At 45.5% G+C, this 15,960-nt stretch carries 14 protein-coding genes and 1 tRNA gene; 1 reads left to right on the top strand and 14 read right to left on the bottom strand.

All coding sequences use genetic code 11. From position 1 onward, the window contains the following. Nucleotides 1–103 precede the first annotated feature (103 nt). The 6 genes from AB6D93_RS19645 to pncC all read right to left on the bottom strand — a co-directional run bounded on the left by AB6D93_RS19645 (nucleotide 104) and on the right by pncC (nucleotide 6,952). Nucleotides 104–196 (bottom strand) — tRNA-Ser (locus AB6D93_RS19645). A 474-nt stretch (nucleotides 197–670) separates the two neighbouring features. Continuing rightward, on the bottom strand, nucleotides 671–868 hold the full coding sequence (gene csrA, locus AB6D93_RS19640; protein ID WP_004415691.1) for a carbon storage regulator CsrA: 198 nt from the start codon (nucleotides 866–868) through the stop codon (nucleotides 671–673). A gap of 92 nt (nucleotides 869–960) precedes the next feature. After that, on the bottom strand, nucleotides 961–2,142 hold the full coding sequence (locus tag AB6D93_RS19635; protein ID WP_017063224.1) for an aspartate kinase: 1,182 nt from the start codon (nucleotides 2,140–2,142) through the stop codon (nucleotides 961–963). A 220-nt stretch (nucleotides 2,143–2,362) separates the two neighbouring features. After that, complete coding sequence (alaS, locus tag AB6D93_RS19630; protein WP_102333129.1) at nucleotides 2,363–4,945, bottom strand: alanine--tRNA ligase; 2,583 nt, start codon at nucleotides 4,943–4,945, stop codon at nucleotides 2,363–2,365. 332 nt (nucleotides 4,946–5,277) lie between these two features. After that, nucleotides 5,278–6,318, bottom strand: a complete 1,041-nt coding sequence (gene recA / locus AB6D93_RS19625; protein ID WP_017056586.1) for a recombinase RecA — start codon at nucleotides 6,316–6,318, stop codon at nucleotides 5,278–5,280. Nucleotides 6,319–6,457: 139 nt separating this feature from the next. Further along, nucleotides 6,458–6,952, bottom strand: coding sequence for a nicotinamide-nucleotide amidase (gene pncC / locus AB6D93_RS19620; RefSeq protein WP_029235458.1), 495 nt, complete (start codon nucleotides 6,950–6,952; stop codon nucleotides 6,458–6,460). A gap of 124 nt (nucleotides 6,953–7,076) precedes the next feature. Here pncC and mutS point away from each other — a divergent pair, with 124 nt between their 5' ends. Beyond that, on the top strand, nucleotides 7,077–9,638 hold the full coding sequence (gene mutS, locus AB6D93_RS19615; RefSeq protein ID WP_017059026.1) for a DNA mismatch repair protein MutS: 2,562 nt from the start codon (nucleotides 7,077–7,079) through the stop codon (nucleotides 9,636–9,638). A 140-nt stretch (nucleotides 9,639–9,778) separates the two neighbouring features. Here the strand turns inward: mutS and rpoS are convergent, their stop codons facing one another. The 8 genes from rpoS to ftsB form a co-directional block, all read right to left on the bottom strand. Continuing rightward, nucleotides 9,779–10,759, bottom strand: a complete 981-nt coding sequence (rpoS, locus tag AB6D93_RS19610; protein ID WP_017059027.1) for an RNA polymerase sigma factor RpoS — start codon at nucleotides 10,757–10,759, stop codon at nucleotides 9,779–9,781. Nucleotides 10,760–10,857: 98 nt separating this feature from the next. Then, nucleotides 10,858–11,772 (bottom strand): murein hydrolase activator NlpD, encoded by a 915-nt coding sequence (nlpD, locus tag AB6D93_RS19605; protein WP_017059028.1) that lies wholly within the window; start codon nucleotides 11,770–11,772, stop codon nucleotides 10,858–10,860. 34 nt (nucleotides 11,773–11,806) lie between these two features. Then, a complete protein-coding gene (locus AB6D93_RS19600; protein WP_017059029.1) occupies nucleotides 11,807–12,433 on the bottom strand; it encodes a protein-L-isoaspartate(D-aspartate) O-methyltransferase in 627 nt (208 codons plus the stop codon). Then, the gene (surE, locus tag AB6D93_RS19595) at nucleotides 12,434–13,177 is read right to left on the bottom strand and encodes a 5'/3'-nucleotidase SurE (protein ID WP_017059030.1); all 744 of its coding nucleotides are present in this window, start codon (nucleotides 13,175–13,177) and stop codon (nucleotides 12,434–12,436) included. It abuts the gene before it with no gap. An 81-nt stretch (nucleotides 13,178–13,258) separates the two neighbouring features. Beyond that, the gene (truD, locus tag AB6D93_RS19590; RefSeq protein ID WP_102333130.1) at nucleotides 13,259–14,305 is read right to left on the bottom strand and encodes a tRNA pseudouridine(13) synthase TruD; all 1,047 of its coding nucleotides are present in this window, start codon (nucleotides 14,303–14,305) and stop codon (nucleotides 13,259–13,261) included. Between the two features lie 22 nt (nucleotides 14,306–14,327). Continuing rightward, nucleotides 14,328–14,807 carry a 2-C-methyl-D-erythritol 2,4-cyclodiphosphate synthase gene (ispF, locus tag AB6D93_RS19585; RefSeq protein WP_017067356.1) on the bottom strand — a complete coding sequence of 160 codons (480 nt, stop codon included), beginning with the start codon at nucleotides 14,805–14,807 and terminating at the stop codon, nucleotides 14,328–14,330. A 2-nt stretch (nucleotides 14,808–14,809) separates the two neighbouring features. Further along, entirely contained in the window at nucleotides 14,810–15,511 is a 702-nt protein-coding gene (ispD, locus tag AB6D93_RS19580) for a 2-C-methyl-D-erythritol 4-phosphate cytidylyltransferase (protein ID WP_102333131.1), read from the bottom strand. Continuing rightward, nucleotides 15,511–15,792: a cell division protein FtsB gene (ftsB, locus tag AB6D93_RS19575; protein WP_010435786.1), complete on the bottom strand. Its 282-nt coding sequence runs from the start codon at nucleotides 15,790–15,792 to the stop codon at nucleotides 15,511–15,513. The genes ispD and ftsB overlap by 1 nt, the downstream gene beginning before the upstream one ends. Nucleotides 15,793–15,960: the final 168 nt, after the last annotated feature.

The raw sequence follows: 15,960 nt of genomic DNA, 5'->3' as shown, positions 1-15,960 counted from the left end.
TTCGAACCTCCGACCGCCTGGTTCGTAGCCAGGTACTCTATCCAGCTGAGCTAAGGACGCACATTTACATTGTCTAAATTGCTAATTTTAGACTCGCAAGAAATGGCGGTGAGGGAGGGATTCGAACCCTCGATGCAGCTACAAACCACATACTCCCTTAGCAGGGGAGCGCCTTCGGCCTCTCGGCCACCTCACCGTCTTGCGGAGGCACATATTACGTTTTACCGAAAATATGTCAAACACTTTATTGAAAAAAATTGGACAAAAACACTCAACCGTTTGCTATTTAATCAAAGCGCTTGCAAATTGAACTTATAAGATTCAAATCGCGCTTTTTCCCTTAAAAATTAAGGTGAAAGATTGGCAATAATAAACAGCCGAAAACAATTATCTAATTTCTCCAGCAGCAAGTGCTACCGCTGATGGCACAATACTACGGGATGCGTATTTTCGCCATAGGGGAAGCGAATAAATCTTGAGTTTTGCCAAACAAAATACAGAGCAACAGTTCTGTTCAACCTTGTCTGTATCTCGCAGCATCACAAAGCATTCACTTCACCACTTTGAGACCGATCCGTTATCCAACCCATCTATGTCCCAATCAGTGTTTCGGTTCCCCAAGATCAAAAAAGGCTAGCAACAATGCTAGCCTCTTCTCTACGCAAAAGTATTAGTAGTTGCCAGATGCAACGTTACCATTACCTTTTTCAGCTTGAATGCGCATGTAGATCTCTTCACGGTGAACAGATACTTCTTTAGGTGCGTTAACACCGATACGTACTTGGTTACCTTTAACGCCTAGTACAGTAACTGTTACTTCATCACCAATCATCAGTGTTTCGCCAACGCGGCGAGTCAAAATTAGCATTCTTTGCTCCTTGAGTAATCTCTAAATTTATCTAGCTACGAGAGCATTATCCAACAAAAGTTATATTTTCGTAAACTATCGATTGAGTTTATTTAACCAAAATGCACTTCTTTTTTAGGATAACCCTGTGTTTCACGCGCTACGATGTATGCATTGTGTAATATGTTAGCAGCCATATCGACTTGCGTTGGTGATATCACCAAAGTTAAAGACTGCTGCTGCAATAAGTGATGCTGTACATCAATTTCGCCTTCAGACAACAATCCATGTGAACTGACCACAATTTCTTGTGTTCGGCTTCCTACCACAGTTAACAAACTAACCTGTTCACTATTACGGATTTTCTCAGCAAAAACTAGTTTTAATTTGGCACTTATGTCTTGTTTAATAATGAGTGCTGCCCGTTCTGTTTCCTCGATCACACTACAGACTTCGATCCCCAACAGTTGGCAATGTGAAATGAAAGACGGTAAATCTTCATTCAAACACTCGATACGCACCATATCTCTTTGGATGGCGATGCCAGCAATATCATTCAAACACTGATTACCCGCGATCAATGTGCCCTCGCCTTGTTCAAAGCTTGAAAGCACTCGCAATGACACGTTGTGCTGCCATGCATACTGAACACAAGGAAGGTGCAATACCTTAGCGCCTCGGCGAGCCATCTCTTCCATAGAAGGAAAGTCTAAAGTATCTAATTTCTGAGATTGTTTTACGACTCTAGGGTCACAAGAGTAAACACCATCTACATCAGTATAGATCTGGCATTCTTTCGCCTGCAAGGCACCTGCAAGCGCGACCGCTGTAGTATCTGAACCACCGCGGCCTAATGTCGTGATATCACCTTTCGCATTGAATCCTTGAAAGCCTGCAACAATAACAATCTGGTTGTCATCTAGCAGAGCTTGAATCGGAGCAGTATCAATACGCTCAATCGCTGCATTATTATGATTAGAATCCGTGTGTATCTTGGCTTGATAGCCAGTCATCGATGTCGCTTCATAACCTAACTTGTGTAACGTCATTGCTAACAAGGCCATGGAAACTTGCTCGCCAGCCGTTAACAACACATCCAGTTCTCTAGCGTTTGGTACGCTATCAACTTGCGTGGCTAAATTAACTAACCGATTTGTTTCACCAGACATAGCAGAAACGACAACCACGATCTGGTTCCCTTCATTTTTCGCTTCAATGATTTTTTCTGCTACATGATGGATTCGTTCAATTGAACCCACCGACGTTCCACCAAATTTCTGCACGATAAGAGGCATTTTCACCCGTCCTCACCTTCCCAAGACCAATGTCTATATATGACAAAAAAACACATACTCCGCGTCAGGGCGAAGCAATAAAAAATTAACCAAGGAGTCTAACGCCACCATTAGACTTCTTGGTTAATCTCAATCAAACCTTGTTTAAACACACTTCCAATAGGCAAAATAAAAGATGCCCAATCAACTGATTGGGCATCTTTGTATCAATTACTTAAGCTTAAAGACGCTCTTCTAGCCAAGTACGCACAGATTTAAGCGCTTCTGGCAGTGCTGCAACGTCTGTACCGCCCGCTTGAGCCATATCTGGACGACCGCCGCCTTTACCGCCAACTTGCTCAGCAACCATCTTGACGAGATCACCCGCTTTTACTTTGCCGATTAGGTCTTTGGTTACACCAGCAATCAAGCCAACTTTACCGTCTGCTACGTTCGCGATCAGGATGATGCCGCTACCTACTTGGTTTTTAGCATTATCAACCATAGTACGTAGGTTCTTGTTGTCTGCGCCTTCAATTGCAGCAACCAAAACTTTAGTACCAGAGATGTCTTCTACTTTGCCCATGATGTTTGCGCTTTCTGCAGCAGCCATCTTTTCTTTAAGCAGTTGGATTTCTTTCTCTAGCGATTTCGCTTTCTTAGCTGACTCAGCCAGTTTCTCTTCGTAAGCGTTAGCTTGAGCTTCTACTGCATCTAGTGCAGCTTCACCTGTTACCGCTTCAATACGACGAATACCCGCAGCAATACCACCTTCAGAAGTGATCTTGAATAGGCCGATATCACCTGTGTTTGAAGCGTGGATACCACCACAAAGTTCAGTAGAGAAGTCGCCCATAGATAGAACGCGAACTTCATCATCGTACTTCTCACCAAACAGTGCCATTGCACCTTTTTCTTTCGCTGACTCGATGTCCATGATGTTCGTTTCAATCACATGGTTCTTACGAACTTGTGCGTTAACTAGACGCTCTACTTCTTTAATCTGTGCTGGTGTTACCGCTTCAAGGTTAGAGAAGTCAAAACGTAGGTTGTCTGGCTTAACTAAAGAACCTTTCTGAGCAACGTGCTCACCTAGCACTTCGCGCAATGCAGAGTGAAGTAAGTGAGTGGCAGAGTGGTTTAGTGAGATAGCAGCTCGACGCTCAGCGTCAACCGTTGCTTCTACTTTATCGCCCTTAGCAAATACACCTTCAACTAGCTCACCGTGGTGCGCAAATGCGTTACCTAGCTTCTGAGTGTCTTGTACTTTGAAAAGACCCGACGCTGTTTTTAGTGTACCAGCATCACCACATTGACCGCCTGACTCAGCGTAGAATGGTGTCTCTTCAAGGATGATGATTGCTTTGTCGCCAGCCGATAGTGAAGCAACCTCTTCGCCGTCAACGAATAGCGCAGAGATTTCACCAGCACCTTCAGTTGCTGTGTAACCACAGAACTCAGTGTTGGTGTCTACTTTGATTGTCGCGTTGTAATCCGTGCCGAATTGGCCTGCTTCACGTGCACGCTTACGCTGTGCTTCCATCGCCTTCTCAAAGCCTTCTTCATCGATAGTAAAATCGCGTTCGCGAGCTACATCGTTAGTAAGGTCAGCTGGGAAGCCGTATGTATCGTAAAGTTTGAAAACTGTTTCGCCGTCAAGCTCTTTGCCTTCAAGTGCATCTAGTGCGTCATTAAGAATAACCATGCCGCGCTCTAGCGTACGACCAAAGTTCTCTTCCTCAATGCGAAGTACTTTTTCAACCAGCTCTTGCTGTTTCTTAAGTTCATCTGCCGCAGAGCCCATCACTTCAGCCAGTACGCCCACAAGTTTGTGGAAGAACACGCCTTGTGCGCCAAGCTTGTTACCGTGACGAACTGCACGACGGATGATACGACGTAGAACGTAGCCACGACCTTCGTTTGAAGGCATAACACCGTCAGCAATTAGGAATGAACAAGAACGGATGTGGTCAGCAATAACGCGTAGCGATTGGTTAGATAGATCGTCATGACCAACAACTTCCGCAGTCGCTTTGATTAGCTTTTGGAATACATCAATTTCGTAGTTAGAGTGAACGCCCTGCATGATTGCAGAAATACGCTCAATACCCATACCTGTATCTACAGCAGGCTTAGGTAGCGGTTCCATTGTGCCGTCAGCGTGACGGTTGAACTGCATGAATACGTTGTTCCAGATCTCGATGAAACGGTCACCATCTTCTTCAGGTGTACCAGGACGGCCGCCCCAGATGTGATCACCGTGATCGTAGAAGATTTCAGTACATGGACCACAAGGACCTGTGTCACCCATCGTCCAGAAGTTATCAGACTCGAACTGTTTACCGCCTTCTTTGTCGCCAATGCGAACGATACGGTCAGCAGGAACACCTACTTTCTTGTTCCAGATATCGAATGCTTCATCATCTGTCTCGTATACCGTTACCAGTAGACGATCTTTTGGCAGTTGAAGAGTTTCAGTCAGGAATTCCCAAGCAAATCCAATCGCTTCTTCTTTGAAGTAGTCGCCAAAGCTGAAGTTGCCTAGCATTTCGAAGAACGTGTGGTGACGAGCCGTGAAACCTACGTTTTCAAGGTCATTGTGTTTACCACCCGCACGTACACAACGCTGAGCCGTAGTTGCTCGAGTGTAGGCACGCTTTTCGGCGCCTAAGAAGCAATCTTTGAATTGGTTCATACCTGCGTTAGTGAATAGCAGGGTTGGATCGTTATGTGGAACTAACGATGAACTGTCTACGATTTGGTGTTCTTTGCTCTCAAAGAACTTAAGGAACGCGTTGCGAACCTCATCAGTGCTCATGTACATGCAGCTCTTCCTGAAAATAGTCGAGTTAGAATTTTGCCGTATTGTAGATCATGGTTAAGGCTTCGACTAGTTTTCTTGTAGAAAAGACACCCTTGGGCAGGATTTTAGTGGGAATTCGATAAAATGAAGAATATTCCACTATATCTTGCCGTGGAAAAGCAGAACTAAATTGACGACCTAGTACCGAAGAAACTCAGTCAACGAGAGAGATTTGACCAAAGACATGCTCGACGGAGCAGATCCAATAAAAAAGCCCCGCATAAAATATGCGAGGCTTTAAATTCTTTCAAAGCGGATGCTTCTTTCAAACATCCACTCTATAAAACGTGAGCTTATAGCTCTTCGTTTTCTTCTTCTTTCTCTACGTCTTTCTCTTCAAGAACAGCAGGAGTCAGTAGTAACTCACGAAGTTTAGTATCGATCTCTAGAGCAACTTCTGGGTTTTCACGTAGGTATTTACCAGCGTTAGCTTTACCTTGGCCGATCTTATCGCCTTTGTAGCTGTACCAAGCGCCTGCTTTTTCTACTAGCTTATTCTTAACACCTAAGTCGATAAGCTCACCTTCGCGGTTGAAGCCTTTACCGTAAAGGATTTGAGTCTCAGCTTGTTTGAATGGTGCAGCAATCTTGTTCTTAACGACCTTGATACGAGTTTCGTTACCAACAACTTCATCACCATCTTTAATCGCACCAGTACGGCGAATATCAAGACGAACAGATGCGTAGAACTTAAGTGCGTTACCACCTGTTGTTGTTTCTGGGTTACCGAACATCACACCAATTTTCATACGAATTTGGTTAATGAAGATAGCCATACAGTTAGACTGCTTAAGGTTACCCGTCAGCTTACGCATTGCTTGAGAAAGCATACGAGCCTGAAGACCCATGTGGCTGTCGCCCATTTCGCCTTCGATTTCTGCTTTTGGTGTTAGGGCTGCTACTGAGTCAATAACAAGAACGTCGATTGCACCTGAACGAGCCAGTGCATCACAGATTTCCAGCGCTTGCTCACCAGTATCTGGTTGAGAAACAAGAAGTGCATCGATATCAACACCAAGCTTTTGAGCGTAGATAGGGTCAAGTGCGTGCTCCGCATCAACGAATGCACACGTCTTTCCCACTTTCTGTGCTGCAGCAATAAGCTCAAGCGTTAGCGTTGTTTTACCTGATGATTCTGGACCGTAAACTTCTACGATACGTCCCATCGGTAGGCCACCAGCACCTAGTGCGATATCTAGAGATAGAGAACCTGTAGAAATAGTTTCTACGTCCATTGTGCGGTTATCACCAAGACGCATGATAGAACCTTTACCAAATTGCTTTTCAATCTGACCAAGGGCTGCGGCTAACGCTTTTTGTTTATTCTCGTCCATTTCTATCTCCACATAATCGGTTGTCTCAACAAGCGATCTAGAATCTATTTCTAACCCACATAGGGGTGACTAATTGGCTTTCATTATACTGTTGATTCATACAGTGTCTATACCTGTATGAAAATAATTTGTACAAATGTTACTTACCTTCCATTGATAGGTAATCATAAATAACTTGCAGGGCATGGTGCGTGGCTTGTTGGCGTACTTGTGATCTGTCGCCTGTAAATACATGCGTTTCTACTTTATCCCAGCCATTTAGCGCTTTCCACGCGAAGCATACTGTACCAACAGGCTTATCTTCGGTCGCGCCACCTGGGCCAGCGATGCCACTGATTGATACAGAGATCGTCCCGTTTGAATGTTGCAATGCCCCGCTCGCCATTTCTATTACGACAGGCTCACTCACGGCGCCGAACTCCATTAAGGTTTTAAGCTGTACACCGATCATCTCTTGTTTGGCTTCATTGCTGTACGTAACAAAAGCGCGATCAAACCATCCAGAGCTGCCCGCAATATCGGTGACTGCACTCGCGACACCTCCGCCAGTGCAAGATTCAGCCGTCACTAACACGTGTTTGTGTTTAGCGAGTAAATGTCCAAGCTGCTCACTAAGGTCTTGAGTCATCTGCATCATCTGCTTCCCTTTATTTACTGTCATATCATTTGGATTCGCATCTTTTCGCATCAGCCGCTTTTCGCACGAAACGCTTTCACGTATCCTAAGCCGCAATAGAAATAAACGAAAGAAGTTAACTGTGAAAGCCGATCAAAAACATACTCCCATGATGCAGCAGTATCTAAAACTGAAAGCAGAAAACCCAGAAATTCTGCTGTTCTACCGCATGGGCGATTTCTACGAGCTTTTCTACGATGACGCTAAAAAAGCCTCTCAACTCCTCGATATTTCACTGACTAAGCGTGGCTCATCAAATGGTGAACCGATTCCGATGGCAGGTGTTCCATACCATGCGGTTGAAGGATACCTTGCAAAGTTAGTGCAACTTGGTGAGTCCGTAGCAATTTGTGAACAGATTGGTAATCCAGCACTTTCAAAAGGCCCTGTTGAGCGCGCAGTAGTGCGTATCGTGACACCGGGTACCGTAACCGACGAAGCCTTGCTTTCTGAACGCGTTGATAACCTAATTGCAGCCATTTATCACCACAACGGTAAATTCGGTTATGCGACACTTGATATTACCTCTGGCCGATTCCAACTTTGCGAGCCAGAAACAGAAGAAGCGATGGCCGCTGAGCTACAAAGAACCTCTCCGCGTGAGCTGCTGTTCCCTGAAGATTTCGAACCCGTCGATTTAATGGCAAGCCGTAATGGCAACCGCCGCCGCCCTGTATGGGAATTTGAATTAGACACCGCTAAGCAGCAATTGAATAAGCAGTTTGGTACTCGCGATCTGGTTGGCTTTGGCGTAGAAAGCGCGAAACTGGGTCTATGTGCGGCTGGTTGTTTGATCCAATACGTGAAAGATACCCAACGTACTGCCCTCCCTCATATCCGTTCACTCACGATGGATAAACAAGATCACTCGGTGATCCTTGATGCTGCAACTCGTCGTAATTTGGAGATCACGCAAAATCTTGGGGGTGGTACTGATAACACCCTTGCCGAAGTACTTGATCACACTGCGACAGCAATGGGTAGCCGTATGCTTAAGCGTTGGTTACATCAACCAATGCGCAATATATCTGCACTCGATCAGCGCTTAGATGCAATTGGTGAAATGAAAGATTTGGCTCTATTCACAGAACTACAGCCAACCTTAAAACAGATTGGTGATATCGAACGTATTCTCGCTCGATTAGCACTTCGCTCTGCTCGCCCTCGCGATATGGCGCGTCTTCGCCAAGCAATGGAATATTTGCCAGAGCTTGCTGAAACACTGACGCAACTGAAGCACCCATACCTAACTCAACTTGCTCAATATGCTTCTCCTGTGGATGAGGTTTCTGAGCTGCTTGAACGTGCAATCAAAGAGAACCCACCGGTGGTTATCCGTGACGGTGGTGTGATTGCAGAAGGCTACAATGCCGAGTTAGACGAATGGCGCGACCTTGCAGCTGGCGCAACTGAATTTCTTGATAAGCTTGAGCAAGAAGAGCGTGAACGTCATGGCATCGACACGCTAAAAGTTGGCTACAACAACGTACATGGTTTCTTCATTCAAGTAAGCCGTGGGCAAAGCCATCTTGTGCCGCCACACTATGTTCGTCGTCAAACGCTGAAAAATGCTGAGCGTTACATCATTCCTGAGCTAAAAGAGCACGAAGACAAAGTACTTAACTCTAAGTCGAAAGCACTCGCTATCGAGAAACAGCTGTGGGAAGAGTTGTTTGACTTACTACTGCCGTATCTAGAGCGCCTACAAAATATCGCCTCTTCAGTATCTCAGCTTGATGTTCTACAGAACTTGGCTGAGCGTGCAGATACCCTTGATTACTGTCGTCCAACCATGACAGAGTCTGCTGGCGTACAAATTCAGGCCGGTCGTCACCCTGTTGTTGAACAAGTGATGGACGAACCTTTCATTGCTAACCCTATCGACCTGAATGATCAACGTAAGATGCTGATCATCACGGGTCCCAACATGGGTGGTAAATCGACCTACATGCGCCAAACGGCACTCATCGCATTGATGGCTCATATCGGTTGTTATGTTCCTGCAGAAAGCGCAACCATCGGCTCTATCGACCGTATCTTTACGCGTATTGGCGCATCCGATGATTTGGCTTCTGGCCGTTCAACCTTCATGGTTGAGATGACAGAAACCGCAAATATCCTGCACAATGCAACACCAAACAGCCTTGTGCTAATGGATGAAATCGGTCGTGGTACCAGTACTTACGATGGCCTGTCTCTGGCTTGGGCAAGTGCAGAGTGGCTAGCCAATCAAATCAATGCGATGACACTGTTTGCAACGCACTACTTTGAGCTAACTGAACTACCTAACCAACTTCCAACTTTAGCAAACGTACACTTAGATGCGGTTGAGCATGGTGATAGCATTGCCTTTATGCACGCAGTTCAAGAAGGTGCTGCAAGTAAATCTTATGGTCTAGCGGTTGCAGGTTTAGCTGGCGTACCGAAAGCAGTGATCAAGAATGCTCGTGCGAAGCTGACTCAGTTAGAAGCGTTAAGTATGGAGTCGCCAACATCGAAGCCAAGCGGTGTCGATATCGCAAACCAACTGAGCCTGATCCCAGAACCGAGTGAAGTAGAGCAAGCGCTAGCGAATGTTGATCCTGATGATCTAACTCCTCGCCAAGCATTAGAAGAACTTTACCGCTTGAAGAAGCTGCTTTAGTTTCTTACCAAGTAGCTTGTTATGGCCGTACTGCTATTTTGATTAGACGGCATGAAATACCAAAGCCACAAACAAAAAAACGCTGACTTAAAGTCAGCGTTTTTATTTGTCTTCTATTTAGAGAAGCATCATCCGTTCAATTAGTCGTTTTCTACGTTGAACAGGTTTTCCATATTCAGACCTTGCTTGATAAGAATCTCACGTAGACGGCGAAGACCTTCAACTTGGATTTGACGAACACGTTCACGAGTCAGGCTGATTTCGCGGCCCACTTCTTCTAATGTTGACGGTTCATAACCCAGTAGTCCAAAGCGACGCGCAAGCACCTCTTTCTGCTTAGGATTCAGCTCATCAAGCCAGAAAATCAACGAGTTCTTGATATCGCTATCTTGAGTTGAAACCTCAGGATCTGAATTATTGATGTCTGGAATAATATCCAACAGCGCTTTCTCACCGTCACCACCAATTGGCGTATCAACAGAGCTCACTCTTTCGTTTAGACGAAGCATCTTGCTCACATCACCAACCGGCTTATCTAGCTTAGAAGCAATTTCTTCTGCCGTTGGTTCATGGTCAAGCTTTTGTGATAGCTCTCTTGCAGTACGTAGGTAGATGTTCAGCTCTTTCACAACATGGATTGGCAAACGGATAGTGCGAGTCTGATTCATTAACGCACGTTCAATGGTTTGACGAATCCACCATGTCGCGTAAGTTGAGAAGCGGAAGCCACGCTCTGGATCAAACTTCTCTACGGCGCGAATCAAACCTAGGTTGCCTTCTTCGATTAGATCGAGAAGTGCAAGGCCGCGGTTGCTATAACGACGTGAAATTTTTACCACTAAACGCAGGTTACTTTCGATCATGCGTTTACGTGCTGCTTCATCACCGCGTAGAGCTCGACGTGCATATAGCACTTCTTCTTCAGCGGTTAGTAGTGGTGAGAAACCAATTTCGCCTAAGTAGAGTTGAGTGGCATCTAAACTTTTAGACGTAACTTCAACTTCTTCTTTCGCTTCGGTTTTCTTAGTGACTGTTCGTTTTGCTTTTCCAAGAGCTTCCGGTTCCGTGGTTGCTTGGTCAAGATCGAACTCTTCTTTGGTTACTGCATTGCTTATACTCATAACGCCTCCCCCTGGCGAAATTAGCATGACATTACAACTTCATATGTCGCTAAATGACTATGTCACTCCATACAATACGTAATTTTTGCATATTGTATTTAAGGTAAATATCGTTTTGGATTAACGGACTTACCTTGGTAACGAATCTCAAAGTGCAGCCTAACACTGCTGGCTCCAGAGCTTCCCATTGTTGCAATCTTCTGCCCTGGTTTCACACTTTGCCCTTCAGATACTAATAGTCGGTCGTTGTGCGCGTATGCACTTAAGTAATTATCATTGTGCTTCACAATCACTAGATTGCCGTAGCCTCGTAGTGCATTACCCGAATAAACAACCGTTCCCCCTGCAGTAGATACTATTGGCTGACCTCGCTGTCCTGCTATGTCTATGCCTTTATTTCCTTGTTCGCCTACAGAGAAACTCTTGATTACTCTCCCTTTAGTTGGCCATAACCATTTGGATACTTTATCACTTGTTGGTTTGGTGGGCGGTGTAACATTCTGTTTACCTTTAGAACCAACATACTCCTTTGATTTGGATTGTTCAACCTTCTTTGGTGGATCTTTTTTCACCACTTTGGTGGTAGTTTGAGCTGGAGCCGGTTTAGAGTTTTTGCTCTTTTGTGGTGTGGTTTTCGGTTTACTTGCCGCAGATGACGTTGTGGATGCGGCGACAGGCGCAGCAACTGCTGCTGCCGCTACCGTTGACTTACCATACGCTGGCGCGTTGTAGCTAGGACGCCATAACTTAAGCTTCTGCCCTGGGTGGATAGTGTAAGGAGCAGACAACTTGTTATAACCGATGAGGTCTTTAACGTCTTTATTGGTGACATAAGCAATGAAGTAAAGGGTGTCGCCTTTTTTAACTTCATAGTAACTGCCACGATAACTACCACGATCAATCGATGAGTAATTCTTGTTTAGGTTTGAAACGGGCGCAGGCGAATTCGCTGCACACCCAACAAGGGCACAGCTAAGCAGTAAAGTACTTCCTTTTAACAACTTCGAACGCATCGACTCTCTATCCACCTACACCATTAGTCTTTTATTAAGCTAGCTCACCAGGAACAAGAGGTACAAATCTCACCATCTCGATAACACTCGATAAAAACTCATCGCCGTGTCGAACGATCTTCAATAGTTGCTGTTCGTCATCACCGACTGGAATCAGTAAACGACCGCCATCTTTCAGCTGTTGCAGAAGCGCTTGAGGAATCGACTCTGCAGCGGCGGTGACAATAATCGCATCAAAAGGGGCTTTTGAAGACCAACCTTGCCAACCATCACCGTGCTTAGTTGAGATATTGTAGAAATCGAGTTGCTTCAACCTACGCTTGGCATCCCATTGTAGCGACTTTATTCTTTCAACCGAATACACATGATCAACAAGTTGAGCCAATACCGCAGTTTGGTAACCAGAACCCGTTCCGATCTCCAAGACACGGCTATCTTGTTGTAATTCAAGTAGCTCTGTCATTTTAGCAACAATGTATGGCTGTGAGATTGTCTGACCCTGACCGATAGGCAGCGCATTATTATCATAGGCTTGGTGATACATCGCCTGTGATAAAAAGCTCTCTCTCGGCAGTTGGTAAATCGCATCAAGAACCTTTTGATCCTGAATACCATTTTCAATCAGGAAAGTAATTAAACGCTCAGCTTGCGGATTACTCACTTACTTCTCCCCTAACCATGTTGCCATCGCACCCAACGACTCATGCGCCGTCAGATCAACCTGCAACGGTGTTACCGACACAAAGCCATGCTCAATCGCGTAAAAATCGGTACCTTCACCGGCATCTTGCTCTTTACCCGGAGGGCCAAGCCAATAGATATCGTGACCACGCGGGTCTTTTTGCTTGATCATATCTTCAGCGTGATGACGAGCACCTAAGCGCGTCACCTGAGTACCAGACAATTGTTCTAAGGCTAAATCAGGAACGTTTACGTTCAACAAGCGGTTGGTCGGGATTGGGTTTGCTAAATGTTGTTCGACAATACGACGAGCAATCGCTGCCGCTGTCTTAAAATGTTTTTTTCCCACCAGAGAAAACGCTACCGATTGAACGCCTAGAAAATGCCCTTCCATTGCTGCAGCCACCGTGCCGGAATAAAGCACGTCATCACCCAGGTTAGCACCGTGATTAATGCCCGTTAATACCAGATCAGGCATGTCATTCTTTAGCAGTTCGTTTAACGCAAAATGCACACAGTCGGTCGGTGTTCCTTGTACCGAATAGGTATTTTCAGTAATCTCTTGAACACGCAGAGGCTGTTCTAAAGTTAATGAATTTGACGCACCCGAGCGATTACGGTCAGGGGCAACAATGATAACGTCAGCAAGATCACGTAGCTCATTTGCCAGCTCATGAATACCTTGAGCGTGCACACCATCATCATTGCTGAGTAAAATCTTCATCTTGTATCCTTTCTTTTGTTCCCATGCTAAGCCAAGTCACTTAAATTCCAATATCAAGTGACTCAGCTCCAAGCAGAATCGTTATTGCTCGTAGGTTCTCTCTACGTGTACTTCTTCAACCAACTCTCGAACGATAGCGGTTGCGAAACAACCTGCGTCTAGAGAGAACTTAAGAGTGACATTATCTTCGTTCACTTCCCAAGTTAAATCGGTTGGTTTTAACGATGCTTCACGACGGTCATGGCGCATGCGGTTACCGCGAATCAGCGCCATTAGGTCAGGTTCAGAATCAAGATGTTTTTGCTCTAACGCTTGAGACTCATCAGTCGTTGGCAAAGTATTATCGCCAGCCAAAGCAACAGTAACCCATGCAGCGCCATTCGCGATGTCTTGGTTTACTGCTTCGATATTGTCCGCAGTTACCGCTAGTTGAGCGCCATCTTTCATGACAATATCGCCAACCAATGCCGATGCAAACGCATCTTGCTCAATACGGTCCGACAGGATCAGGTTGTAAATCCACGAGCGAGCCGCAGAAAGGTACAAGCTGCGCTTATTCTGGTTACGAGTACGAACGTTATCACGGCCCCAACGACGAGCTTCAGATAAGTTGTTACCTTCATTACCAAAACGCTGAGCACCGAAGTAATTTGGCACACCGACTTGAGCGACTTTTTCCAAACGTTTTACGACATCATCACAGTCTGTTACTTCAGACAAAGTCAGCTCGAATTGGTTGCCAACTAAATCACCCGGACGTAACTTTTTGTTGTGTCTTGCTGTCGCCAAGATCTCAATGCTTGGGTACTGTGCTAAGAACCCTGAAAAGTCAGGCTCACCTTTTGGTAGGTGTACACTCAACCACTGCTCTGTCACAGCGTGGCGGTCTTTCAAACCCGCCCAGCTCACGTCTTTCGACTTAACACCGCAAGCTTTAGCCAGCTCATTGGCCACGAAGCTCGTGTTCTCACCCGTTTTACGGATGCGAACCATGAGATGCTCGCCTTCGCCGGTAAATTCAAAACCCAAGTCTTCATTAACGACAAAGTGTTCGGCTTTTGCTTTTAGTTTTGCTTTCGCAGTTGGTTTACCGTTTAGATAAGCCAATGAAGATAAAATATCTGACATGCTGTTCTTTTCGTGTTGGTGCTTACGCACTTTTGGTAATTAGGACCACCGCTTCACATGCGATGCCCTCTTTGCGACCTGTAAAACCTAAACGCTCTGTGGTCGTCGCTTTTACATTCACATTACTGATGCTGGTTTCTAAGTCTTGTGCAATAGCTTGGCACATAGAGTCTATATGAGGCGCCATTTTTGGTGCTTGCGCCATGATAGTAATATCGGCATTACCAATCACGTAGCCTTGCTCTTTTACTCGACGATAAACATCTTTCAATAGCTCTCGACTGTCTGCACCTTTCCACTCATCATCAGTGTCTGGGAAATGACGTCCAATATCACCCGCAGCAATCGCACCTAATAGAGCGTCACATAACGCATGTAGGGCAACATCACCGTCTGAGTGTGCAATAAGACCTTGTTCATAAGGGACGCTCACGCCACCAATAATTACCGGGCCTTCACCACCAAACTTATGTACATCAAAGCCATGGCCAATACGAATCATCATTATTCCTTATTCTGACTTAAATAGAACTCAGCGAGCGCTAAATCTTCTGGCTGAGTAATCTTAAAATTATCTGAACGCCCAGCGATTAATGCGGGCGATAAACCTTTCCACTCAAAGGCTGAAGCTTCATCGGTAATTGAAACACCTTGTTGAAGCGCCTCACTTAATGTATTCCAGAGAGGTTCTGCTCTAAACATTTGCGGCGTCAGTGCGTGCCATAGATCAGCTCGTTCAACGGTATGCTCAATCTGCCCTTGGGCACCTCGCTTCATCGTGTCACGAACGGGCGCGGCCAAAATAGCCCCGACATCGTGGTTCATCGCGCCTGAAATCAACTTATCGATGTCACCCAACTGGACACAAGGTCTTGCAGCATCGTGCACCATTACCCACTCACCGAGCTGTTGCTCTGCAATGTAATCTAAAGCAGAGAGTACGGAGTCCGCTCTTTCGCTTCCACCCGACACTCTGATCACTTGTGGGTTCTGATTTAGAGCAAGCTCTGGGTAGTATGGGTCATCATCGCTAATCGCGACGATAATTTGAGAGACTTGTGGATGAGACAATAATTTATCTACGGTGTGCTCTAAAATCGTTGAGCCGTTAATCTTGAGATATTGCTTAGGGCGGTCTGCCTTCATTCGGCTACCGACGCCCGCCGCAGGTACAACGGCAATCACGCTTTGAAGTTGAGTCGACATTAATGGGATTCCTCACCAATGATGCGATAAAACGTTTCACCTTCTTTGACCATTCCAAGTTCATGACGTGCGCGTTCTTCTATCGCGTCTAAGCCTTGGCGTAGATCGTCAATTTCAGCAAACATTTCTGCATTTCGAATATGCAGCTTTTCATTTACTTGCTGTTGAACTTGGATTTCGTTGTTCACACCGTAGTAATCAGAGATACCATTTTTACCGAGCCACAGTGTGTGTTGTAGCCAGCCAAACACTATGAGCAGTACTAAAGCAAAAATTCGCATAACACCTTTCGCCGGTTGAAAAAGAAGGAACTAGAATAAGGCACATATATACCATAATGAGCTTATTGGTGCGAGATATGTGGTGTCAGGGAATCAATAAGTCGGGGAGTCATTGTCAGGAAAACAATGAGATTCCCTACTCCTTCCTTCGTCAGTCTAGGGAATGAC

It is taken from the genome of Vibrio sp. 10N.247.310.23 (assembly GCF_041467155.1).
Taxonomy (GTDB): domain Bacteria; phylum Pseudomonadota; class Gammaproteobacteria; order Enterobacterales; family Vibrionaceae; genus Vibrio; species Vibrio crassostreae_C.
The sequence above is the reverse complement of the archived record's forward strand: the minus strand, read 5'-3'. Positions and strand labels throughout refer to the sequence as shown.